Here is a 23102-nt window from a genome sequence, read left to right on the forward strand (position 1 = left end):
GACTAGTTCGGCCGCTACCCCGCGGCCTCCACCCGCCGGGTGGCGGCCTTGACGGCCTCGGCGACCGCCGGGGCCACCGCGTTGTCGAAGACGCTCGGCACGATGAACGACGCGTTCAGCCGGCCGTCGTCCACCACGTCCGCGATCGCGTTCGCGGCGGCGATCAGCATCTCGTCGTCGATGTGGTGCGCGTGCGCGTCGAGCAGGCCGCGGAACACACCGGGGAAGGCGAGCACGTTGTTGATCTGGTTCGGGTAGTCGCTGCGCCCGGTGGCGACCACGGCGGCGTGCTTCTGCGCCTCCAGCGGGTCGATCTCCGGATCCGGGTTGGCCAGCGCGAACACCACCGCGTCGTCGGCCATGGTGGCCACCTGCTCGGCGCCGAACAGGTTCGGCGCGGACACGCCGATGAACACGTCCGCACCGACCAGCGCCTGGTGCAGGCTGCCGGACAGGCCGTCCTTGTTGGTGTGCTCGGCGACCCAGGTGAGGTTGTCGTCGAGGTTGCCGCGATCGGCGTGCACGATGCCGTCGATGTCCACGGCCACGATGTCGGCCGGGTTCTTGTGCAGCAGCAGCCGGATGATCGCGGACCCGGCGGCGCCGACCCCGCTGACCACGATCTTGCACTTCTCGATCGGCTTGTTCACCACGCGCAGGGCGTTGCGCAGCGCGGCGACCACCACGATCGCGGTGCCGTGCTGGTCGTCGTGGAACACCGGGATGTCCAGCGCCTCGCGCAGCCGCGCCTCGATCTCGAAGCAGCGCGGGGCCGCGATGTCTTCGAGATTAATCCCGGCATACACCGGGGCGAGGGCCCGGACCGTGCGGATGATCTCCTCGGTGTCCTGGGTGTCCAGGCACACCGGCCACGCGTCGACGCCGGCGAACTTCTTGAACAGCGCCGCCTTGCCCTCCATCACCGGAAGCGCGGCGGCGGGACCGATGTTGCCCAGCCCGAGCACCGCCGAACCGTCGGTGACCACGGCGACGGTGTTGCGCTTGATGGTCAGGCGGCGGGCGTCCTCGGGGTTCGCGGCGATGGCCTGGCAGACCCGCGCGACGCCCGGGGTGTAGGCGCGGGACAGATCGTCCCGGTTGCGCAGCGCGACCTTGGGCGCGACCTCGATCTTGCCGCCGAGGTGGATCAGGAAGGTCCGGTCGGAGACCTTGCGGACCCGCACGCCGGGCAGGCCGTCGAGTTCCGCGGTGATGTCCTGCGCGTGGTCGGCGGAGAGCACGTTCGCGCTGATGTCGACCACGATCGCGTCGGCGTGCGATTCGACCACGTCGAACGCGGTGAGCACGCCGCCCACCCGGCCGACCGCGGTGGTCAGATCACCCGCGGCGCTGGCGGACGCCGGGGCCTCGACCCGGACGGTGATCGAATACCCGGGACCGGGAACCGGCATGGCACTACCCCCGCTGGGAAATGTGGATCGGTTACCGATCGAACATTAGACCCGTGACGGAGGCCACTGTGGACCTGATGGGTGACTGACCGGTAACTTCTACCGGTTGATCTCGGTCTCCGGGTGCACGTACGGCACGGTGTCCAGCGGGAAGGTCACGTCGCCGAACGGGGACAACGCGCCCTGCCGGTCGGCCGCCAGCTCGGAGACCGGGTGTTCCCCCTCCGGCACCTTCGGCCAGGTGGGGTCGATCCGCCCGCTCTTCTTGCCGTTGTCGCCCTTGGCCACCGCATCCTCCCGAGCACTACTGGGGCTGTCCTAGGACAGTTTGCCTCAACGGCGGCGGGCGCCGATGACCAGGCCGGTATCCTCTCCCGTGATGCCCGCGACCTCTCTTGCGGACTGGCTGCGCGCCGCGTCCGACGACGCGCTGGCCGCGCTGCTGCAGACCAGGCGCGATCTGGCGACGCCTCCGCCCGCCGACACCGGCGTGCTCGCCACCCGCGCGGGCACGCCGGGTTCGGTCGCGCGGGCCTGCGAGGACCTGGACACCCGCACCCTGGCCGTGCTGGACGCCCTGCTGCTCGCCGGGGCCGACACCGAGGCCGTGCCGGTCACCGCGGTCGCCGAACTCGTCGGCGCGGACGTGCGCGCCCCGCTGGACCTGCTCCGCGACCGGGCGGTCGCCTGGGGCGACGACGACGCGGTGCGCGTGGTGCCCGCGGCGCGCGAGGTGTCCGGCCCGTTCCCGGCCGGGCTCGGCGCCTCCGCACCGGTGCTGGCCGGAACGGACCTCGAGGCGAGGCTCGGTGAGACGGGCGAAGCCGAGCGCGCGCTGCTGAATACCCTCGCCGCCGGGCCGCCGATCGGGCGCACCCGGGATGCCGCGGTCGACGTGCCGCTGGCCCGGGCGACCACCCCGGTGCAGCGGCTGCTCGCCCGCGGCCTGCTGCTGCGCCGCGACGACGAGACCGTCGAACTGCCGCGGGAGGTGGGCGTCGCGGTTCGCGGCGGGCGGATCTTCGCCGAATCGGCGCTGACCGAACCGGAACTGCCGACCAACCCGCACCAAACGTCCACAGTGGACGAAGCCGCCGCGGGCGAGGCGATGGAGTTCCTGCGGCAGCTGGAATCACTGCTGACCGCGTGGTCCGCCCAGCCGCCGCCGGTGCTGAAATCCGGCGGGCTCGGCGTGCGGGAACTGCGCAAGCTGGCGAAGGACCTCGAGGTCGACGACGCCCGCGCGATCCTGCTCGCCGAGCTGGCGGTCGGCGCCGGGCTGGTCGCGGACAGCCAGGCCACCACGCCGGAATGGGTGCCGACCACGCTCACCGATTCGTGGCTCGCCTCGGCTCCCGGGCAGCGCTGGATCACCGTGGCGCAGGCGTGGCTGGAACTGCCCCGCCTGCCCGGGCTCGCCGGGCACCGCGACGCGAAGGACCGGCCGATGGCGCCGCTGGCCGAGGAACTGCGGCGGCCGCTCGCGCCGATCGCGCGCCGCCGGGTGCTCGACGCGCTCGCCGAACTCCCGGACGGCACCGGGGTGGCCGGGGTCGACGAACTGGTGACGGTGCTGGCCTGGCGGGCGCCGCGGCGGGGCGGGCGGCTACGCGACGAGACCGTGCGGTGGACCATGGCCGAGGCCGCCGCGCTCGGCGTGATCGCGCTCGGCGCGGTCACCACGGCGACCCGGGCGCTGCTCGCCGACGACCGGCCCGGCGCGCTCACCGCGGTGGTCGAGGCCCTGCCGAAGCCGATCGGCCACGTGCTCGTGCAGGCCGATCTGACGGTGGTCGCGCCGGGGCCGCTGGAACCCGAACTGGCCGCCGAGGTCACCGCGGTCGCCGACGTCGAATCCGCGGGCCACGCCACGGTGTACCGGGTGACCGAGACGTCGGTGCGGCGCGCGCTGGACTCCGGGCGGACCGCGGACGAACTGCACGAACTCTTCCGGACGCGGTCGGCGACGCCGGTGCCGCAGTCGCTGACCTACCTGATCGACGACGTGGCGCGGCGGCACGGGCGGTTGCGCGGGGGCGCGGCCGGGTCGTTCCTGCGCTGCGACGACGAGGTGCTGCTCGCGGAGGTGCTCGGCAACCCGGTGTCCGGGGAGTACGAGCTGCGCAAGATCGCGCCGACCGTGCTGGTGAGCCCGTTGCCGCTGGCCGAGGTGCTGGACGGGTTGCGCGCCGCGGGGTTCGCGCCCGCCGCGGAGGGCCCCGACGGGCGGGTCGTCGACCTCCGGCCGAGCGGCCGCCGGGTGCCCGCGCGCCCGAAGGCGACCCGCCGGGTGGCGCCCGAACCCGCCGTCAACGGCGAGCAGATCGCCGCGGTGGTCGCGCACGTGCGGGCGGGCGACCGGGCTTCGGCGACCCGGCGGGGCGAGGCGGTGCGGTTGCCGGGTGGCGGCGGCGCGGACACCTCGGCGACCCTGGCGCTGCTCGCCCGGGCGACCCGGGAGCGGCGCGAGGTGTGGATCGGGTTCGTGGACTCCCGGGGAACGGCGAGCCAGCGGATCGTCACGCCGGTCCGGGTGGGCGGCGGGATGCTGGAGGGCACCGACAACGAGCGGTACCCCCTGCACCGCATCACCTCGGCCGCCCTGGTCGAAGAAGGCTGACCTGCCGGGGGTCGTGAGGGTTTGGACCGGTTAGAACCGGCCGGAGCACTCACGACCCCCAGCACTCGGTCACCAAAAAATAGCGGGGGACCTTTACTCCCGTTCAACCGTAGTAAAGGTCCCCCGCTCCGGTTGAGCCGTAGCGAAGGTCCCTTCCTCCCGGCTCGGCTGCGCGGAGCGGGGGGTCCCTTCCTCCCGGCTCGGCTGCGCGGAGCGGGGGCGGGGCGGGGTCAGAGGGAGCGCAGGCCCGCGAGGACTCGTTCCATGAATTCGCGGGAAGAGCGGTCACCGAACATCAGGCCCGGCTGGTGGATGAGGACCAGGCCCGCGTTGTCCATGTCGCTCACGATCACCTTCACCACGCCGAGCGGCAGCCCGAGGTGCGCGGCGATCTCCGCGACCGATTTCGATTCGGTGCACAGGTCGCAGATGATCCGGTGCTCGACCGACACCGCGCCCTGGTAGAGGCGGCCCTGCTGGGTGGTGGAGACCAGCGCCTCGATGGCGAGTTCGTAGTCCGGGCGGGTGCGGCCGCCGGTGCGGGCGTAGGGCCGGACCATCGACCGCGGCACCGGGGACGGCCGCATCGCGGACCGGCCCGGCAACGGGGCGCGCGCGTCGACCAGGGCGGGCGATCGCGGCAGGTCGAACCGGGCCGGGGAGTCCAGGTCCCGGTCGGCGCCGCGGTGCAGCGTCTCCCAGGAGTCGTCCTCGTAATCCCTCCGCGGCGTCATCACCGGCTACCCACGGACGCCACCGCCCTGCAGCTGCGACCGCATCTCCGGCGTGAGCTGCTGCCCGACCCGGTCGACCAGCAGGGTCATCTCGTAGGCCACGGTGCCGATGTCGCAGGTCGGCGCGGCGAGCACCGCCAGGCACGATCCGTCGCTGATCGACATCAGGAACAGGTAACCGCGTTCCATCTCCACCACGGTCTGGTTGACCGCGCCCGCCTCGAAGCAGCGCGCCGCGCCGAAGGTGAGGCTGACCAGCCCGGAGGCGACCGCGGACAGCTGGTCGGCCCGGTCCTTGGGCAGGCCTTCCGACCCGGCGAGCAGCAATCCGTCCGCGGAGACCACGACCGCATGTGCGGCACCGGGGACCCTGCGCACGAAATCGGTGATGAGCCAGCCGAAGCTGCCCGCCTGCGGTGCCGACGCTGTCACTGTCCCTCCTTGTCCCCGGGGTCGCGCGACAATAGCCGCCGTCGCGGACGTCCGCCGTCAGCGTATTCACCGTGTCGACCCTGTCGACCCTGCTCCCGGGGGACTTTCACCACCCTCGGTGCGCGTTCAAGTGCACTACGCGGTTAATCGATGCAGGACTGCGCATCAATGGTCCACGACCCCGGTCGGCCGCCACGCTCGGTGTTCGCCGAGTCTTCGCAGGTCAAACCCTACGTGCGAGTAACAACGCGGGAAACGCCCTGTGACGTGCCGGGCGTCGATGGCAGCGGCGCGTCACCACCAGTTGCCACGACTCCCCAAAGCGGGTGAAGCCTGCGGAGTTCACTCCAACGGCCGCACCACCCTGGGTGGATCCCCAGAAATGGGACCGCGGCTCAGCCCGGCTGCATGGCCGAATCGCGCGCGATCGCGTGCTGCACGACCGAAATCAGGACCTGCTTGGCCGACTCCCGCTCCCGCGCGTCACACGCCATGATCGGTACGGACGGTGAGATCGTGAGCGCGTGGCGCACGTCCTCGATCTGGTGGTGCAGCAGCCGGTCGAAGCAGTTGATCGCGACGATGTAGGGCAGCTTGCGGTTCTCGAAGAAGTCGATGGACGGGAACGCGTCCGCGAGCCGCCGGGTGTCGACCAGGACCACCGCGCCGATCGCGCCCAGCGCCAGGTCGTCCCACATGAACCAGAACCGGTGCTGGCCCGGCGTGCCGAACACGTAGAGCACCAGATCGGAGTCGAGCGAGATCCGGCCGAAGTCCATGGCCACCGTGGTGGTGGTCTTGTTCGGCGTCGCGGACAGGTCGTCGACCGACGCGCTCGCCTCGGTCATCGACGCCTCGGTGGTCAATGGATCGATCTCGGAGACCGCCCCGACCAGCGTGGTCTTGCCCGATCCGAACCCGCCCGCGACCACGATCTTGGCCGATGAGGTCGGCCCCGCGGCCGCCGGCGTGTTCGCGTCGGAGTCAAATTCTCCGAAGCCCACTGAGCACCCTCTCCATGAACTCGATACTCGGCCGGTCGCCCACGGTGGAGCTTCCGGAGTGCACCAGGACCAGACCCAGTCCGGCGACGTCACCAATCAACACCCGGACCACCCCGAGCGGCAGCCGCAGGTAGGCCGCCACCTCGGCCACCGAGCGCGTGTCCAGGCACAGGCCGCAGATCGACCGGTGTTCGGGCACCCGCACCCGGTCGAGCACCCGCCCGCGTTCGCTGGTGGACACCAGCGCCTCGATGGCCAGGTCATAGGTGGGCCGGGTCCGGCCCTTGGTCCGGAAATACGGCCGCACCAGACCGGAACTCTCCACCGGCTCCTCGGCCGCCTGCGACGGCAGGGCCGGGATCGGCGGGATCGAACCGCTGCCGCTGCTGCTGCCGGGCCCGGTGAACGCGGCGAACTCGCCGGACGGGTGGTCGGGCGGCAGCGACGGCCGGCGCCCGGTGTCCGGCGGGCCGCCGAAAAGCTCCGAACCGGGCCCGCCGAGCAGGCGGTCCCGGAAGTCCTCGACGCTGTACTCCGCGGGTCCGGTGCCTTCCAGCGGCTCCGGCGCCAGCCACGGACCGGTGTCGGCCACGCCGTCGGCGGCCGCGGAACCGTTCGCCCGCCGCGCCCGCCACTCGCGGTCCACTCTCTCCCGGAAGGTCGTCCAGTCCTCGCCCGCTACCGCGTTGTCCGACTGATCCGGCCACTGCCCGCCGGACGAGTTGTCGGCGAGCCAACCCTCATCTCTGGAGCGCCCCGCGTCCACGCCTGTACCTCCGTGCCCGACGCGCGCCTACGGGCGCGCGGCTCCCTGCAGTTGGGCGCGCATTTCGGGGGTCAGCTGCTGACCGACCCGATCCACCAGCAACGTCATCTCGTACACCACGAGACCGATGTCGCTGTCCGGTGAACCGAGCACGGCCAGGCAGGAACCGTCCGAAACCGACATCAAGAACATGAAGCCGTTGGCCATCTCGACGACGGTCTGCGCGACCGCACCGCCCTCGAAGACCTTCGCCGCGCCGCGCGCGAGACTGGTCAGCCCGGAAGCCACCGCGGCGAGCTGGTCCGCCCGGTCCTTGGGCAGACCTCTCGACGCCGCCAGCAGCAACCCGTCCGCCGAGACCACCACGGCATGCGCCGCGCCGGGGACGCGATGCACGAAATCCGTGATGAGCCACGCGAAACTCCCCGGCTGCCCCTGCTGTTTGGGACCTCCCGGCTGCATTGCGCCCGCCCGTGTCACTCGTCACTCCTCGCTGCCGTGTCGGACGAGGAGTACCGCTCCCCGCCGCTCACCGAAACGCCGTTCTCTTCCGGACGCTCGGTCGTGTTGTCCCGAAGCGCATGCCGGCCGGTGGTGTAGCCACGCTGGAAACTCGCCATCCGGCTGCGCGCGGCCGTCGCCGACCGGGCGATGGCCCCCTGGCCGGGCTGACCGACCGTGGTGTCGCGGAACGAATCGGTCTCCCCGGTGTTGACCGAGCCCGGTACCAAGTATGCGTTGGGCACCCGTTTGGGCAGACCGGCCGGGGTGATCTCTTCGCTCTTGGTCTCCAGCAACGACTGCGCGGCCTGCCAACCCTCGTCGGACACGCTGTGCCAGTCATCGGACACGGCGGGCTCCGGCTCGGCCGCCTCGTGGACCTGAGTCGCCTCCGGGTCCTGCTGCTGGGATTCGTACGCGACCGGCTCGGCGGCAGGCGTCTCCTCCGCCAACTCGTGCTCGGATGCCTCCTCCTCACTGAACCAGCGGGACAGCACCGACTGGTAGATCGGCAGCCGCTTGGTCGGTACGTCGTCGTCGAGCGCGCTCACCTGGCCCGGTTCCGGCTCCGGTGGTTTCGGTTCCGGCTCCGGCGGCACGTACTTGGGCTCCCGCTTGGGCAGCGCCAGGGAGAACTCGGTGGTCTCGGCGGCCGACCCGGGGGTGTCCCCGTTCCCGTTGAAGCTGGTCCGCGCCGGTTCGGCGCCGGGCTGGCCCGGGCTGAGGAACGCCGCGTTCGGCGTGCCGCCGACCAGATCGTCCAGGCTGATCGGCTGGTCGAGCGGGCGCAGGCCACCGGCCTGCTCTTCGGCGGGCTCCCGGGGCGACGGCGGCATCGGCGGGGGTGCCGGTTCCGCCACCGAAACCGGGGGCAGGCTCGGCGACGAGGTCTCCGCGCGCGACGCCGGGGGCGGCGGCCCGTCCGGGCTGAGCGGCCCGAGCAGGTCCGCGGGCACCACGATCCGCGCTATCACACCGCCTTCGATGTCCTCGTTCTCGCGCAGCCGCACCTCGATGCCGTGCCGCTGGGCCAGGCGCGCGACCACGTAGAGGCCCATCCGCCGGGTCACCGACACGTCCAGGTCCGGCGGATCCGCGAGCCGCTTGTTGGCCTCGGTGATCTGCTCGTCGGACATCCCGACCCCGCGGTCGGTGATCTGGATGGCCAGCGCCTTCTTCCGGGTCACCACGGCCCGCACGCTCACCTTGGTCTCCGGTTCGGAGAAGTAGGTCGCGTTGTCCAGCAGCTCGGCCAGGACGTGCACCAGGTCGTGCACGGTCAGGCCGCGCACCGCGACATCCGGGATGACGCCGACCTCGACCCGCGCGTACTGCTCGATCTCGGACACCGCGGCGCCGATCACGTCGGCCGCCGGGACCGGCTTCGGCACCGACTTCGCCAGGCCGGCGCCGGAGAGCACCAGCAGGCTTTCGCCGTTGCGCCGCAACCGGGTCGCCAGGTGGTCCAGTTCGAACAGGCTGGCGAGGTGGTCGGGGTCCTGCTCGTCGGCCTCGAGCCGGTCGATCACGCCGAGCTGGCGTTCCACCAGCCGCTGCGACCGCCGGGAGAGGTTCACGAAGATGCCGTTGACGTTCTCGCGCAGCAGCGCCTGCTCGGCCGCCATCCGGACGGCCTGCTCGTGCACCGCGTCGAACGAGCGGGCGACCTCGCCGATCTCCTCGTGGGTGTGCACGGGCACCGGGTCGACCGCGTTCTTCGAGGCCTGCACCGGATCCGGGTCGTCCAGGATGCGCTGCACGGTCTCCGGCAGCCGGGTGTAGGCCACGTCGAGCGCCGAGGAGCGCAGGACGCGCAGCGGCCGCAGCATCAGGCGGGCGATGACCAGCATCAGCGCGAACGCGGCGGCGAGGGCGACCAGCACGATGCCGGCGTCGCGCCAGGCCGCGGTGGTGGCCGAACTGGCCAGCTCGTCCGCGTGCTTGCGCAGCGTGTCGAGCAGGTCGTTCTCGACCGTGCGGAGCTTGCCGAGGTTGGCCGAGCTGTCCGTGGTGAGCCGGGCGCTGTCGATCCCGGGCGACTGCTTCGCGTCGCCGCGGACGAAGGCCGCGGACCGGATCCGCTGCCGGTCGTCGACCTCGGGACCACTCACCGTGTCCGAGTAGACCTGCTGCTGGTCGGGCGAGGCGTTCGCGGAGAACGTCTTGATCGCCGCGTCACCGCTCGCCTGCGCGGCGCGGGCCTGTTCGAGCATGTCGCCGGGGAAGGTGTTGCGCAGGGCCGCGATCTGCAGCGCCGCGTCCTCCTTGGCGGTGAACTCCTTGGCCTCGGACAGCGCCTGGGTCGTGGTGCCCTGGCGGAGCAGGTCCTGGTCGTTGACCGCGGTGTTCACCTCGCGCCCGAGTTGCACCAATGCCTCCAGAATGGAGGAATAGGTGTAGAAGGCCGAAAGGTCCGAATAGGACGAGGTGTTCGTCGCGTTCCGCAACGGGCCGAGGGCGTTGAGCCGCTGCAGCCCGCGGTCGTAGCGCTCCTTGGCCGCCTGGTCCTGGGTGTTCAGCTGCCCGGCGGCATCGCGGAGATCGCTGATCGCGCCGTCCACCCGGGAGATCTGCGCGTCGACCGCGGCCTTCCGGTTCGTCACCGAACGCGGGTCCTCGTTGACCAGCGTGGCCGCGACCCGGGACACCACGAGGGTGCGCTCGATCTGCAGCTCGTGGATCACGGCCGTCACCTTGCTGGCGACGGCGACCTGGTCCGCGGTCTGCTGGAACCGGTTGGCCTGCTGCAACTCGTCCCAGCCGCGCAGACCGGCGAGGACGAGCGCGGTCAGGGTCGGAATGAGCAGCACCACGGCCAGCTTCGAGCGCAGCCGCCAGTTCCGCAGCCCGCGCCGCGAGCCGCCCGGTCCGGCGCTGATCTGTCGCGTGGGGGCGTCGTTCGCCCCCACGATCTGTGTCGTCGGCACCGCCGCACCACCATCGTTGTCCGGGCTGAACCTGTGCTCAGCGTTCTGCTCGCGCACTAGCGGCACACTCCCACGGGAAGTGGCCTGGTCAGCCCAGTGAACGGCGGCCGGTCGCGCCGGGCGCCCACCCCAGTGAAATGTTCATGTACTCCTGGTGTCCCGCCACCCCTACGGGAACCACGGAATCGGTTCAGCACAAGCATCGCTTCTTGGGCCCCTGCCCTGGTCGACTCGGCCTAGCTCCTCACCAACACGCCGCCCGACAGCGTCCCCTCGAAGAAAGTGCCTCGCACCTGGAGGAAACGTTCCGTCCGCTCGGCCATTCAGGCACTCTCTCTCGCTACATGGGTGGTCTATACCTGATTACAGGCGCAGAGGGTAGCGAAGACCCGGATCAGATGTAACCCTTCCAGGCCATGGGTGAGGAGAAGCCCCAGGACGCTCACTACTAAAGACGCCAAATGCCTCATCAACGGATAAGAGACTACTCTAAGTAGCCTAACTGCACTTGCAGTGCTACCCGTTCAGGTGATATTAGCCACGCCGGGAGCGGTGGTAAGCACCCATTGTTTCGTAGTGGGTTGATTCTCTACAGTGACCGCGTGACTCCCGACATGAGTTACATCCAATCCACCTGGTCCACGACAGAGTGACCATTTTTAGCGAGGAGTTAGCCTTGCTTCGACACGCCAACAGCAGAGCGCGGGGCCACAGACAACGCGGCGTCTTCGGCGTCCTCATCGCCACCCTCCTCGTGCTGGCTTCGGTCAGCGGCTGCGGCCTGCTTGGCGGTTCCGACAAATCGGCCGAAGGCGGCACCGGCGCCGTTGAGCAGCCCAAGGTCAAGGTCTCGATCATGCCGACGATCGACCTGGCGCCGTTCCACCTCGCGGTCCAGAACGGGTACTTCAAGCAGGAGGGCCTCGACCTCGAGGTGGTCAACGCCCCCAGCGGCCAGGCCTCGCTGTCCAAGCTGATCGGTGGCGAGGTCGACATCGCCTACGGCAGCTACACGCCGTTCTTCATCGCCAAGAGCAAGGGCGCCGCCGACATCAAGTTCGTCGCCGACGCCTCCTCCGCGGCGCCGAAGAGCACCATGATCGTGGCGATGCCGAACAGCCAGGTGAAGAGCGTGGCCGACATGGCGGGCAAGAAGGTCGCGATCACCGAGCAGAACACCATCTGCGACACGCTGACCAAGTCCGTGATGAAGACCAACGGCGTCGACTTCAGCAAGGTCCAGTGGGTGTCGCTGAAGTTCCCGGACATGGCAGCCGCCCTGCAGCGGGGTGACGTGGACGCCGCCTTCATGACCGAGCCGTTCATCACCAGCGCGGCGAAGACCGTCGGCGCGGTCCCGGTGTTCGACACCGCCACCGGCCCGACCCAGGACTTCCCGACCGCCGGGTACGGCGCGCTCGGCAAGTTCACCGACCAGAACCCGAAGACGGTGGCCGCCTTCCAGCGCGCGCTGAAGAAGGCCACCGCCGAATCCGCGGACCGCAGCAAGATCGAACCGCTGATGGTCCAGTTCGCCAAGGTGGACAAGGACACCGCGGCGCTGACCACGCTGCTGACCTTCCAGTCGGCATTGGACCCGCGGCGGCTGCAGCGGGTGCCCGACCTGCTGCTCGAGTTCGGCACGATCAACCAGAAGATCGATGTCGGGCCGATGATCGCGCAGCAGTCGGCGACCTGAGGCGACACGACCTGACGTGACAAGGATTCTCCGTAACCTGGCCGGCCTGGTCGGCTTCTTCCTGATCTGGGAAGGAGCCGCCCGGGCCGGGCTCGTCCAGCAACAGTTCCTGCCCCCGCCCAGCATCGTGCTGGCCCGAGTGGCCGAACTCCTCGGCCAGGTGTCGTTCGTGCGGGACGTCATCGCCTCGGTGCTGGCCTGGGCCATCGCGATGCTGATCTCGGTGGCCGTCGCGATCCCCGCCGGGCTGCTGCTCGGCAGCATCCCCGCGCTGCGCGCCGCGACCAAGGCGATCGTCGAGTTCCTGCGCCCGATTCCTTCGGTGGCCCTGATCCCCCTGGTGATCCTGGTGGTCGGCGGCGGCCCGGAGGCGAAGATCACGCTCGCGGTGTACGGCGCGATCTGGCCGATCCTGTTCAACACCATCTACGCGCTCGCCGAGATCGATCCGGTGCTCGTCGACACCGCGAGATCCTGCGGCACCGGCAGATCCCGGATGCTGACCTCGGTCGCGCTGCCGCATGCCGCGCCGTTCGTGTTCACCGGGATCCGGATGTCCGCGGCGATCGCGCTGATCCTGGTGATCAGCACCGAATACGTGGCGGGCGCCAGCCGCGGCATCGGCAACTTCATCCTGGAAGCCAGTGAGGGTGGCGGCCGGATGGACCTGGTGCTCGCCGGAACCGTGGTGGCCGGGGTGATCGGTTACCTGATCAACGAGGGCCTCGAACGTGCCGGGCGGCGCCTGTTCGCCTGGAGCACCGTCGATGTGGAGGCCACGACATGACGACCGACAGCGCGGTCCGGCTCCGCACCCGGGCGGGCCGGGGAGTTTCCGGGTTCGCCCGGAACTGGCTGCTCTTCCTGGGCGCGGTCGTGCTCTGGGAACTGGCCACCCGCCTGGCGGGCAACCTGTTCTTCCCGCCCCCGACCGAAATCCTGGGCAACGCGGCCCAGCTCTGGTTCTCCGGCCCGGTTTCCCAGCTGTTCCTCACCGATTCGGTGTTCGAACACATCCTGCCCAGCCTGGGCCGGGTGCTCGGCGGCTGGGCGATCTCGGTGGTGCTCGGCGTCGCGCTGGGCACCGCGCTCGGCCGCTCGCGGACCGGAATGGACTACGTCGGCCCGCTTTTCGCCTTCTTCCGGGCGATTCCGCCGCCGACCCTGGCCCCGGCGTTCATGGTGATCTTCCACATCGGACCCGGGATGCAGATCGCCACCATCATTTTCGGCGCGCTGTGGCCGATCCTGCTGAACACCGTGGACGGCGTCCGTTCGGTGGACAAGGTGAAACTGGAGACCGCGCGGTCGTTCCGGACGCCGAAGTCGTACTGGATCACCCTGGTGGTGCTGCCCACCGCACTGCCGAAGATCTTCGCGGGCCTGCGGCTGAGCCTGTCCATCTCGCTGATCCTGATGGTGGTGTCCGAACTGGTGGGCGCGCTCAACGGCATCGGCTACGCGCTGATCTCCGCCCAGCGGCAGTTCGACTTCCCGACCATGTGGTCGTGGATCGTGCTGCTCGGTGTGCTCGGCTTCGGGCTGAATTCCCTGCTGCTCCTGGTGGAGCACCGGGTGCTGGGCTGGCAGCCCGCTCGCAACGGTCGTAAGTGACTCAGGAGGCTGATGTGCCAACCATGCTCGAGGTGACCGGCCTCAACCACCGCTACGGCAAGGACGCCGAAGCGCATGTGGCGGTGAACGAGCTGTCGTTCACCGTCCAGGCGGGCGAACTGGCCTGCATCGTCGGGCCGTCCGGTTGCGGGAAGTCCACTTTGCTGCGCTGCATCGCGGGCCTGATCGCGCCGACCGGCGGAACGGTCAGCCTGCACGGCGACCGGGTCACCGGCGTGCCGGACGATCTGGCGGTGGTGTTCCAGGACTACAGCCGGTCGCTGTTCCCGTGGCTTTCGGTGGCCCGCAACGTGGAATTCCCGCTGCGGTGGGGAAAGCTGAGCAAGTCCGAACGCCGGGAACGCGCCCGCGCGGCCCTGGCGGAGGTCGGGCTCGCGGGGACGGAGAACAAGTACCCGTGGCAGCTGTCCGGCGGGATGCAGCAGCGGGTGTCGATCGCCCGCGCGCTGGCCCGCCGCCCCGCGCTGCTGCTGATGGACGAGCCGTTCGCCTCGGTGGACGCGCAGACCCGGTTCGAGCTGGAGGACCTGCTGCGGCGGGTGCAGCGCGAACAGGGCAGCACGGTCCTGCTGGTCACGCACGACATCGACGAGAGCGTGTACCTGGGCGACCGGGTGCTCGTGCTGTCCAAGTCACCCGCGTCGATCGTCGCGGACCTCCCGGTCGGCCTGCCCGCGGAGCGGGACCAGATCACCACGCGGGAGTCGGCGGAGTTCGTGTCCCTGCGCGGTGAGGTGGCGCGGCTGCTGCACGGCGGTTCGCCGGAAGCGGTCAAGGCCGCCTCGGACGCCGCCGAATGGGACCTCGCCGAACAGGAGGCCGCCGCGGCGGAAGCCAAGGAACGCGCCCGCTGACCGAAAGTGCTGCCACTTTCGGCTTTCCGATGCCGGAAAGTGGCAGCACTTTCCGCGTTCAGCGGGTCTTCGGCTTGCTGTCGTGGCCGGTTTCGTCGAAGTCGATGACCGGCAGGGTGGGCACGCCGAGCGTGCTCGCGCCGATCAGCTTGCGCGCGGCCAGGTTGCCCATCGGCATGAACGTCCCGGCCTGCACGTCCCGCCACATCCGTTCGAACGGCAGTTCCCTGGTGTAGGACGCCCCGCCGACCACGTCGACCAGCCGCCGCAGCACTTCCACCGCGTTGTTGCTGGCCACGTACTTCACCAGGGCGCACCGGGAAACGCCCTCCTGCACCCCGCCCTCGAACAACCGGCGGCTGGTCACCTCGTCGACGTGCCGGTGGACCAGCGCGCGGGAGCTCTCGATCAGGATCGTGCATTCGCCGATCACGTCCTGCAGCACCGGATCGTCCGCGCGCCCGCGCCCGGCGACCTGCCGCACCGTCCAGTCCAGCGCGCCCGCCGCGATCCCGGTGTACACCGCGGAGAACGCCGGCATCGCCCACGCCCACACGGTTTCCAGCACCCGTGCGTCCAGGTGCTTGACCGGCAGCGAATGCACCACGCGGTCGTCGGCGACGAACACGTCGTCCAGTTCGAGGTCGTTGCTCTGCGTTGCGCGCATGCCCATGGTGTTCCAGGTCTGGTGCAGCCGCACGCCCGGCTGGTCCAGCGCGATCTGGCAGAGCAGCAGGCGCGGCCCGCCCTCGGCCTCCTCGTACCGCGCGGTGGTCGAGCAGTGCGTGGCCACCGAGGTGTTGGTGGCGAAGCTCTTCCGGCCGCTCAGCAGGTACCCGCCGGGCACCCGGGTCGCCTTGGTGAGCGCGTCGGTCATGTCGTTGCGCAGGCCCTGCTCACCGGTCACCGAGGCCCAGATCAGCGACCCCTCGGCGGCCTTGCGCAGCAGCCCTTCCAGCCGCGGGTTCCCGGTGCGGCGCCACACGCTCGCCCACTGCCCCAGCGGCGAGATGTGCATGGTCACCGCGAGCGCGGTCGCGCCGTCGCCCATGGCCAGGCGTTCCAGCACCGGCACGATCTCCGGCAGGCCCGCGCCCAGCCCGCCCAGTTCGGTCGGCACCGACAGCCGGAGGAAACCGGCTTCGCGGAGGTCCTCGTAGTTCTGGACGGGGAAGGTGTTTTCCCGGTCGTGTTCGGCCGCGCGTTCGGCGAACACGTCCGCGAGCTTGCCCGCACGATCGACAAGCTCAAGCTGTTCGTCATTCAGGCAAGTGGTCACCCGAGATCAATACAGCAGGTCTCCGGCACGGTCAACGGGCAACCGCACCGGGTTACCCCGTTCGCCGCAACGGCCGGGGTTATCCCCGGCTCGCCCGTTTCGCGATCGCCTCGCCGATCAGATCCAGCGCGAGCGCGGTGTCCGGGCCGAGTTCCCCGGAGAACGAGACGGCCTCGAATCCGGCCCCGGCCAGCCGATCCAGGCCGGACACCAGGTCCCCGAGGTCGCCCGCGGCCATGAACAGATCGAGCGTGCGGTCGCTGATCTCGGCGAGCCGACCGGTCTCACCCCGGTAGACCGCGGCCCGCGCGGCCTCGACCTCGGCCTCGGGCACCTGGTGGAAGGACAGCAGCGGCCCGAGGTGCGGCAGGAAGGTGGCCAGCACCTTGCGCGCGCCCCGGCGGGCGAGTTCCCGGTCCGGGTGCACGAACGTCCAGTTCTCCACGACGAAGTCGGCCTCGCCGTGCGGCCTCCCCGCGTCCTTCGCCCCGGCCAGGAAGTGCTCCCGGAGCATCACCGCGTAGCTCGGCTCCCACTGCGCCGCCAGGCGGAGCCCGGCGCAGTGCGCGCCCGCCAGCCGGGCCCCCTTCGGCCCGTGCGCGCCGAGGTACACCGGCACTTCGCGGCCGGTGCCGAACCGCAGACGCGCCACCGGTTCCAGCCGGAACACCTCGCCCGGGTACGGACCGCCCTGCCCGCCCACCAGCGCGCGGATCACGTCGATCGCCTCGCGCACCCCGGCCAGCGTCGCCGGGTTGGCCTGCCCGACCAGGTCGTACATGGACCCCCGGCCGATGCCGAGCACCGCCCGCCCGCCGGAGAGTTCGTCCAGGTGCGCCAGGTTCGCCGCGATCTGCGCGGGATGGGTCAGGTACGGATGCGTGACGTTCGGCCCGACCTGCACCCGGCTGGTGGCGCGGGCGATGTCGCACAGCACCGGCCAGACCGGCCGGCGCATCAGCACGTCGTGCAGGGTGACGTCCTCGAAGCCGAGTTCCTCGGCCCGCGCGGCCAGCGCCGGGTAGGCGTCGATCGGCAGGTTTCCGTGCAGCTGCAGCAGGTATCGCAAGGTCAGCTCCTGAGAACGGCTACGCCCTCGCGGGCGACGCGACGGATTTCGTCGAGATCACGGGTGCCGAGCAGGTCCAGATTCCGGCCTGCGGCGAGGAGATCCTGGCCGAGCGCGGCGCCGATCAGGGTCAGGATCGCCGAGCCGACCGGGGTTTCCACCCCGGCCGCCCGGGCCAGCGCGACGGTGAGCACCAGGCCGCATCCGATGTCCTCGCGCACGTACCGGTGTTCCAGGTCGACCGATTCGCGCCACAGCCCGGAGGCGAGCAGCTTCGCCTTGGCGTCGGGCGGGTACATCGAGGTGTCCTCGCCGAGGTGGTAGTCGCGCAGCGGCCAGTGCGGCGCGGCGAACCCGAGCGCCTCGCGCAGCGCGATCCGTTCCTCGTCGAGCGCACGGGTGGTCGCCAGCACCGCGGGCGAGGTGCCGTCGGCGTGGATGTCGAACCGGTCGCCGAAGGTCTCGATGGCGCCGAGGTTGTGCGCGATCAGCGGCGGGTGGATCACCGGACCCCAGTTGGCCAGGGCCGCGTCCAGCCCGTCGGCGACCCGGACCGCCGCGGGGTACGCGGTGGCGAACCGGTCGTGCGCCGCGTCGGCGAGCGGGCCGGTGCCCGGGATCGAACCGACCGGCAGGCGCCCCGAGGTCACCGGCAGGCCGACCTCGCCGGGGGCGGTGACCCGGGCCAGGTAAGGCAGCGTGCCGGTTTCCAGGAAGGCCACGTCGGGCCGCAGCCGCGCGCCGAACCAGGTGCCGAAGGTGCCCGGGGTGAACGCGACGGCCTGCCCCGGCGCCAGCACCGGGGCCAGGGCGGCGAGCAGTTCGGGCTGGGCGGGTGCGGGAACCGGCGCGAGGACCAGGTCGCTGCCCGCGACCGCGGCGGCCAGGTCGTGGGTGGTGCGGGCCACCGCGATCTCCCCGGATTCCCGGTCGGTGCGGTACTTCAGCCGCCCGCCCCCGGGAAACGGCGCGCTCCGGCGCCACCACCGGACCTCGTGCCCGCGCAGGGTCAGATCGACGGCGGCGGCGTGCGCGCCGTTGCCCCCGCCCAGAACCGTCACGATCATCCGCGCCCCCGGGGCTCGTCGCTGAAGATCATCGACGACACCCTACTGGTGCACCAGATCCGCCCATTCCCGCACCGATTCCACGTCCACCGGTTCGGCCCAGCCGCGCGGCCGCGCGGCGCTGCCGATGTGGAACGCATCGGCCCCGGCCGCGCGCAACGGGGGCACCTGCCCGGCGCGCAGGCCGCCGCCGACCAGCAGGCGCGGCCCACCCGCGCGTCCGGCGAGTTCGCGCAGCACCGGCAATCCCGCCGCCACGCCGTCCGGATGTCCGGCGGACAGCACGGTGTCGCAGCCGAGCGCGGCGAGTTCCCGGTGCGCCGCAAGGACATCGCGGGCGTGGTCGACCGCGCGGTGGAACGTCCACGGGCCGGGGATCTCCGCGGCCAGGGCGGCGCAGGTTCCGGTGTCGACGGCGCCGTTTCCGGTCAGGTACCCGAACACGAACTCGGTCGCGCCCGCCTCGACGAGTTCGGCTGCCTTGCGGCGCAAGGAATCAAGGCTGCCCCGAGCAAAGGAACCGTTGTCGCGCAGCATGACCCGGACCGGCAGGTCGGTCGCCGCGAGCACCTCGCGCACCACGCGCGGCTCCGGCGAGAGCCCGTCGACGGCCATGTCCGAGACCAGTTCGAGCCGGTCCGCGCCGCCCTTCTGAGCGTTCTCGGCATCCCGCGCGTCCAACGCGATCACCTCAAGCAACCCCGGGTTACTCACTCGACCTCTCCCTCGATTCGGCCCGCGCGTGGCGGCCTCGTTCGACCCCGTACTGCAACTGCGCCATCCGCACCCGCACCGCCTCCGGCTCCCGGCTCAGCACCGGCTTGTCCGCCAGGGAATCCGCCGGCTGCACCGGAATCTCCGGCACGGTCGGCGCGTCCGGATCACCGAGATCCGGGTCCTGGGCGGCGGCGTGGTCCCCATTCTCGCCGAGGGCCCCGGCGAGATCGGCGGCGGCGGGCCAGGGCGGAACACCGGGCCGCTGCCAGCCCTCGGTGGCGGCCCGGCTCGCGTCGGCCCGCGGCAACGGGCCCGAGTCGTCGTCGAGCCGGTCCCGGCTGCTCGCGAACCACTGCGAAAGCACTTCCTGGTAGGCGGGCATCCGCTCGGTCGGCGCGTCCAGATCGAGCGGGTGCGGATCGTTCTCCTCGGTCGGCCACTCCGGGGCGGGCTCGTCGGCGACCGGCGCGCGCCGGGGCGGCTCCTCGCTGAGCAGCGGCAGCGACGGCAGTTCCTCGGGCATGGGCAGTTCGACGACCGGTTCCGGCGGCGGCTCCGGGGCCGGGACCACCTCGACCGGGATCACCTGCTCCGGCTGGACCGGTGAGACGTCGACCAGATCGGCCGGCACCAGCACGGTCGCCACCAGCCCGCCGCCCTCGGCGCCGCCGAGCCAGACGTCGATGTGGTGCCGCCGGGAAAGCTGGGAAACGACGTACAACCCCATCCGGCGGGACACCTCGACGTCCACTTCGGGCGGTTCGGCGAGCCGGGCGTTCGCGCGTTCGATCTCGGCCTGCGGCATCCCGGCGCCCCGGTCGGTGATGGACACCTCCCAGCCGCCGTCCCGCGTCACCGTGCCGCCGACGGTCACCATGGTGTCGTCGGGCGAGTACAGCGTGGCGTTCTCCAGCAGCTCGGAGATCACGTGCACCAGGTCGCTGGCGGCGTCCCCGCGCACCGCGAGCGCCGGCGTCGCGGTCAGCTCGATCCGCTGGTAGTGCTCGACCTCGGACAGCGCGGCGCCGAGGATCTCGTCCGCGGCGACCGAACCGGGCACCCGGTTGCCGAGATCGTGTCCGGAGAGCACCAGCAGGTTCTCGCTGTTGCGCCGCATCCGGGTCGCCAGGTGGTCCAGTTCGAACAGCCCGCCGAGGGTTTCCGAGTCCTGCTCGTCGGCTTCCATCCGGTCCAGCACGGAAAGCTGCCGCTCCACCAGATCCTGGCTGCGCCGGGACAGGTTCACGAACATCGCGTTGACGTTTTCCCGCAGCAGCGCCTGATCCCCGGCCAGCCGCACCGCTTCGCCGTAGACCGCGTCGAACGCGCGCGCGACCTGACCGAGTTCCTCGCGGCTGAACACCGGAACCGGGGCGACCCAGCGCCGCACGCCTTCCGGCCGCGGTTCGGGATCGGCGAGGATGCCTTCCACCGCGGCGGGCAGCCGGTGCTCGGCGACGTCCAGCGCGCTCGCCCGCAGGATCCGCAGCGGGCGCAGCAGGGACCGGGCGATGATCACGGTGAGGATCCCGCCGATCAGCAGCACGCCGAAGACGGCCCCGGCGTCCACGATCGCCGAGGTCCGGGCCTGCGCGGCCAGGGCGTCGGTGCGCTGCTGCGTCTGCACCTGCATCGCTTCCTGCACCTTGCGCGCGAGGTTCACCGTGTACGTGGCCGCGGTGTCCCATTTGGCCGGATCGAGCCCGGCCAGCGGCTGGTCGTTCTCCGCCCGGGTGAGCGCGGATTCGACGAGATCGTTGCCCTGGTCGACGATCAGCCCGATCACCGTGTCGTCGTACATCCGCTGCTGCTGCGGGCTCGCGAACTTCCGGAAGTCGTTGCGCGCCGCGGCGAGTTCGGCCTCGGCGCCGAGCAGCGCGCGCAGCCGGGCGCCGGAAAGGCTGCCCTGTTCCAGCGCGTCGGCCAGCACCGCGCGCTTGATCGACATCTGGTCCTTGACCCGGGCCAGCGCGTTGTCCGCCAGCTTCAGCCGGGCCAGATCGGGGTCGGTGACGTCGGTGACGGCCTGATCGCTCATGTCGAGCAGGCCGGAGATCAGCTCGCTGTACGACCGCAGCACGGCGTCCGCGGGAAACGCCGAATGCTCGCCCGCGAACCGCAGGCCGGTCAGCACCCCGAACTGCGCCTGGGTTTTGCGCAAACCGGCGGCACCCGATTCGGACAGCCGCGGCGCGTTGCTGTCGAGTTCGCGGCCGAGCGTGGCGATCGAGGCGTCGACGCGGTCCCGCTGGCGGCGCAGTTCGACCGGATCGGCCTTCCGCCCGCCGGACACGAACCGCACGGTGAGATCTCGCTCACGCTGCACCTGGTGCACCACATCGGCCACCGCGTCGTCAACCCTGCCGTGTGCGGCCAATTGGGCGAGTTGCGTAGCGTGATCGAGGTCCTGCCGCACCCGGAAGCCGATGAGCGCGAGGACGGTCAGCGTCGGGATGAGCACCACGACGAGTAACTTCGTGCGCAACCGCCAGTTACGCAGCCGCCACCGGCCACCCGCCGCCTTGACCGCCTGCGAATCCGTCGCGTCGCCTTGACGGGGACGACTTTGCCGACGGGTCACCAGGCTTCCTTCGCTAACCGGACTGCTGTGTGCTCCGGGGCGTCGCCCCGGTAAACCTACTGGAGAGTAGCGAAAGTAGGCATCGTCCGGGAGCCGTCCTGTTCCGGTACGGCCTCCTGGCGATGGTATTGCCCGTAGACCTTAAGCTCCAGCACGAAACCCGAGATTCTCCAGTCGACAGGGGCGGCCATGCGGACCAGCGCGCGCAGGGTCGCGGTGGTCGTGGCCATCGCGCTGTACGCGCTTTCCGGCTGCGGTCTGTTCACCGGCGACCGGCCAACCGCCCCCATCACCCCCGAGCGCGACACTCTACGCGTTGGCGTCGGCAGCCCGATAGACACCGCCCCGCTGCGGATGGCCGTCGCCGACGGCGCGTTCGCCCGGGCCGGGCTGCGGGTCGAACTCGTCGAGCAGGAAAGCCAGGAGAACGGGCTCGCGCGCCTGGCCGCGGGCAACCTCGACGTCGCGTTCGCCACCGATGTCGCACTGTTCAAGGCGGCCGCGGCCGGGACCGCGCTGCAGTTGCAGGGCGAGGCTTACACGTCTTCCGGATTCACCATGGCACTGGTGACGCTGCCCGGTTCCAAATACCAGGAACCGGGGAAGCCCAACGGAAAGAAGAACCCGACGATCGCGGTGGACACGCTCAACGATCTCGGCACACTGACCGCGAAATCGATGCTCGGCACCGCGGGCGTGGACGTCGGGAAGATCAAGTTCATCCAGCGCCCGTTCGAGGCGATGCCGGATACCCTGCGCGACAACGAAGCCGACGCAGCGTGGATGGTGGAACCGTTCATCACCAAGGCGGCCAAGGAACTCGGCGCGCGGATCCTGGCCGACAGCGCCCGCGGCGCGACCCTGGACTTCCCGGTGTCCGGTTACGCGTCGAGCGGGTTGTTCGCGCAGTCCAATCCGCGCACGCTCGCGCTCTTCCGGCAGGTGCTCGGCGAGGCGCAGCAGCGCGCCGACGATCAGGCCCTGGTCCGGCAGGCGCTGCCGAAGTTCTCCGGGATCGACCCCACCACCGCGTCCCTGGTGGCACTGGGTTCCTATCCCACGTCCCTGAACGGCGTGCGGCTGCAACGGGTCGCGGATCTGATGCACAGCACGGGATTGCTCGCCGCGCGGCTGGACGTGCAGTCGCTGCTGCCGCAACCGGGACAGCCCTAGCGCCCCAGGGAACGCAGCCCGTTCTTCAGCAGCCCGAAGGCGTGCTCGGCGTCGAGCACCGCACCCGGGTAGCGCTGGTCAGCGGTTTCCCCACGCGCCAGCCGATCGCCGTTGTCCAGCATCAGGCTCCAGAGCACCGCCACGATCTGGGCCGCCGCGAGCCGGGCAGTGAGTTCCGGGGTGCCCGCGGTTTCGCGGAGCGCCTCGGCCAATGCTCGCTGGGCACCGTCGGTGAACCGCGACATGCGGGCCACCAGTGCGGGGGTTTCCCGGACCAGCCGGTAGAGCGCGATGGTCTGGGGAGCGTCGTTGAGCCCGGTGAAGTGGTCGCGCCGCCGCAGGCTGTCCAGGAAGTGGGCGCGCAGCGCGGCCAGTGGCGTGAGGCGGGCCGGGCGGTCGCGCACGACGCGGGCGGTTTCCGTTTCGTGGTCGGCGAACCGGTGCACCACGAGGTCTTCCTTGGCCGGGAAGTACGCGAACAGCGTGCGTTTGGACACCTCCGCCTCGGCCGCCACCTGGGCCACCGAGACCGCGTCGAAGCCGTGTTCGAGGAACAGTTCGATCGCGGCGTTGGAGATCGCCGCATGGGTGCGCTGCTTCTTGCGTTCGCGCAGGCCGGTCTCGTCGGTCAT

General features: G+C 70.9%; 20 protein-coding genes. 6 read left to right on the plus strand and 14 right to left on the minus strand.

Going from position 1 to position 23102, the window contains the following annotated elements:
- Positions 1-14: 14 nt before the first annotated feature.
- Positions 15-1412, minus strand: a complete 1398-nt coding sequence (locus FXO23_RS07110; protein WP_158882050.1) for an NAD-dependent malic enzyme — start codon at positions 1410-1412, stop codon at positions 15-17.
- A gap of 99 nt (positions 1413-1511) precedes the next feature.
- The gene (locus FXO23_RS07115; protein WP_158882052.1) at positions 1512-1700 is read right to left on the minus strand and encodes a hypothetical protein; all 189 of its coding nucleotides are present in this window, start codon (positions 1698-1700) and stop codon (positions 1512-1514) included.
- A 91-nt stretch (positions 1701-1791) separates the two neighbouring features.
- On the opposite strand from FXO23_RS07115, the gene FXO23_RS07120 reads away from it, so the two are divergent.
- The gene (locus FXO23_RS07120) at positions 1792-4032 is read left to right on the plus strand and encodes a helicase-associated domain-containing protein (protein ID WP_158882054.1); all 2241 of its coding nucleotides are present in this window, start codon (positions 1792-1794) and stop codon (positions 4030-4032) included.
- A gap of 230 nt (positions 4033-4262) precedes the next feature.
- On the opposite strand, the gene FXO23_RS07125 is transcribed toward FXO23_RS07120, so the two are convergent.
- The 6 genes from FXO23_RS07125 to FXO23_RS07150 all read right to left on the minus strand — a co-directional run bounded on the left by FXO23_RS07125 (position 4263) and on the right by FXO23_RS07150 (position 10396).
- Positions 4263-4766 (minus strand): DUF742 domain-containing protein, encoded by a 504-nt coding sequence (locus FXO23_RS07125; protein ID WP_158882056.1) that lies wholly within the window; start codon positions 4764-4766, stop codon positions 4263-4265.
- A 6-nt stretch (positions 4767-4772) separates the two neighbouring features.
- Positions 4773-5198 (minus strand): roadblock/LC7 domain-containing protein, encoded by a 426-nt coding sequence (locus FXO23_RS07130; protein ID WP_158882058.1) that lies wholly within the window; start codon positions 5196-5198, stop codon positions 4773-4775.
- Between the two features lie 395 nt (positions 5199-5593).
- Positions 5594-6202 (minus strand): GTP-binding protein, encoded by a 609-nt coding sequence (locus FXO23_RS07135; protein ID WP_158882060.1) that lies wholly within the window; start codon positions 6200-6202, stop codon positions 5594-5596.
- Positions 6183-6968: a DUF742 domain-containing protein gene (locus tag FXO23_RS07140; RefSeq protein WP_158882062.1), complete on the minus strand. Its 786-nt coding sequence runs from the start codon at positions 6966-6968 to the stop codon at positions 6183-6185. The genes FXO23_RS07135 and FXO23_RS07140 overlap by 20 nt, the downstream gene beginning before the upstream one ends.
- A 27-nt stretch (positions 6969-6995) precedes the next feature.
- Complete coding sequence (locus FXO23_RS07145) at positions 6996-7448, minus strand: roadblock/LC7 domain-containing protein (RefSeq protein ID WP_179956704.1); 453 nt, start codon at positions 7446-7448, stop codon at positions 6996-6998.
- On the minus strand, positions 7445-10396 hold the full coding sequence (locus tag FXO23_RS07150; RefSeq protein WP_425484846.1) for a sensor histidine kinase: 2952 nt from the start codon (positions 10394-10396) through the stop codon (positions 7445-7447). Before FXO23_RS07150 ends, FXO23_RS07145 begins: the two co-directional genes overlap by 4 nt.
- A gap of 754 nt (positions 10397-11150) precedes the next feature.
- Between FXO23_RS07150 and FXO23_RS07155 the strand changes: the two genes are divergently transcribed.
- The 4 genes from FXO23_RS07155 to FXO23_RS07170 are packed head-to-tail and all read left to right on the plus strand — an operon-like array spanning position 11151 to position 14584.
- Complete coding sequence (locus FXO23_RS07155; RefSeq protein ID WP_158882446.1) at positions 11151-12095, plus strand: ABC transporter substrate-binding protein; 945 nt, start codon at positions 11151-11153, stop codon at positions 12093-12095.
- Between the two features lie 16 nt (positions 12096-12111).
- Entirely contained in the window at positions 12112-12882 is a 771-nt protein-coding gene (locus FXO23_RS07160; protein ID WP_158882066.1) for an ABC transporter permease, read from the plus strand.
- The gene (locus tag FXO23_RS07165; protein ID WP_158882068.1) at positions 12879-13709 is read left to right on the plus strand and encodes an ABC transporter permease; all 831 of its coding nucleotides are present in this window, start codon (positions 12879-12881) and stop codon (positions 13707-13709) included. Before FXO23_RS07160 ends, FXO23_RS07165 begins: the two co-directional genes overlap by 4 nt.
- 14 nt (positions 13710-13723) lie before the next feature.
- Positions 13724-14584 (plus strand): ABC transporter ATP-binding protein, encoded by an 861-nt coding sequence (locus FXO23_RS07170; protein ID WP_158882070.1) that lies wholly within the window; start codon positions 13724-13726, stop codon positions 14582-14584.
- A 58-nt stretch (positions 14585-14642) separates the two neighbouring features.
- Here FXO23_RS07170 and FXO23_RS07175 read toward each other — a convergent pair whose 3' ends face one another.
- The 5 genes from FXO23_RS07175 to FXO23_RS07195 all read right to left on the minus strand — a co-directional run bounded on the left by FXO23_RS07175 (position 14643) and on the right by FXO23_RS07195 (position 21297).
- On the minus strand, positions 14643-15863 hold the full coding sequence (locus FXO23_RS07175; RefSeq protein WP_158882072.1) for an acyl-CoA dehydrogenase family protein: 1221 nt from the start codon (positions 15861-15863) through the stop codon (positions 14643-14645).
- A gap of 79 nt (positions 15864-15942) precedes the next feature.
- Positions 15943-16932, minus strand: coding sequence for an LLM class flavin-dependent oxidoreductase (locus FXO23_RS07180; protein WP_158882074.1), 990 nt, complete (start codon positions 16930-16932; stop codon positions 15943-15945).
- Positions 16933-16934: 2 nt separating this feature from the next.
- Positions 16935-17999: an NAD/NADP octopine/nopaline dehydrogenase family protein gene (locus FXO23_RS07185; protein WP_158882076.1), complete on the minus strand. Its 1065-nt coding sequence runs from the start codon at positions 17997-17999 to the stop codon at positions 16935-16937.
- Between the two features lie 42 nt (positions 18000-18041).
- Positions 18042-18713 (minus strand): copper homeostasis protein CutC, encoded by a 672-nt coding sequence (locus FXO23_RS07190; protein ID WP_179956705.1) that lies wholly within the window; start codon positions 18711-18713, stop codon positions 18042-18044.
- Positions 18706-21297: a sensor histidine kinase gene (locus FXO23_RS07195; protein ID WP_158882078.1), complete on the minus strand. Its 2592-nt coding sequence runs from the start codon at positions 21295-21297 to the stop codon at positions 18706-18708. Before FXO23_RS07195 ends, FXO23_RS07190 begins: the two co-directional genes overlap by 8 nt.
- Positions 21298-21486: 189 nt before the next feature.
- Here FXO23_RS07195 and FXO23_RS07200 point away from each other — a divergent pair, with 189 nt between their 5' ends.
- A complete protein-coding gene (locus FXO23_RS07200; RefSeq protein ID WP_158882080.1) occupies positions 21487-22470 on the plus strand; it encodes an ABC transporter substrate-binding protein in 984 nt (327 codons plus the stop codon).
- Here FXO23_RS07200 and FXO23_RS07205 read toward each other — a convergent pair.
- Positions 22467-23102 carry a TetR/AcrR family transcriptional regulator gene (locus tag FXO23_RS07205; RefSeq protein ID WP_158882082.1) on the minus strand — a complete coding sequence of 212 codons (636 nt, stop codon included), beginning with the start codon at positions 23100-23102 and terminating at the stop codon, positions 22467-22469. The genes FXO23_RS07200 and FXO23_RS07205 overlap by 4 nt on opposite strands.

It is taken from the genome of Amycolatopsis anabasis (assembly GCF_009765355.1).
Classification (GTDB): Bacteria; Actinomycetota; Actinomycetes; order Mycobacteriales; family Pseudonocardiaceae; genus Amycolatopsis; species Amycolatopsis anabasis.

Bases quoted from the DNA above. Each gene is read 5' to 3' on its own strand.
- FXO23_RS07110 (WP_158882050.1), bottom strand. From the start codon at position 1,412: ATGCCGGTTCCCGGTCCCGGGTATTCGATCACCGTCCGGGTCGAGGCC.
- FXO23_RS07120 (WP_158882054.1), top strand. From the start codon at position 1,792: ATGCCCGCGACCTCTCTTGCGGACTGGCTGCGCGCCGCGTCCGACGAC.
- FXO23_RS07125 (WP_158882056.1), bottom strand. From the start codon at position 4,766: ATGACGCCGCGGAGGGATTACGAGGACGACTCCTGGGAGACGCTGCAC.
- FXO23_RS07165 (WP_158882068.1), top strand. From the start codon at position 12,879: ATGACGACCGACAGCGCGGTCCGGCTCCGCACCCGGGCGGGCCGGGGA.
- FXO23_RS07185 (WP_158882076.1), bottom strand. From the start codon at position 17,999: ATGATCGTGACGGTTCTGGGCGGGGGCAACGGCGCGCACGCCGCCGCC.
- FXO23_RS07200 (WP_158882080.1), top strand. From the start codon at position 21,487: ATGCGGACCAGCGCGCGCAGGGTCGCGGTGGTCGTGGCCATCGCGCTG.
- FXO23_RS07205 (WP_158882082.1), bottom strand. From the start codon at position 23,102: ATGACCGACGAGACCGGCCTGCGCGAACGCAAGAAGCAGCGCACCCAT.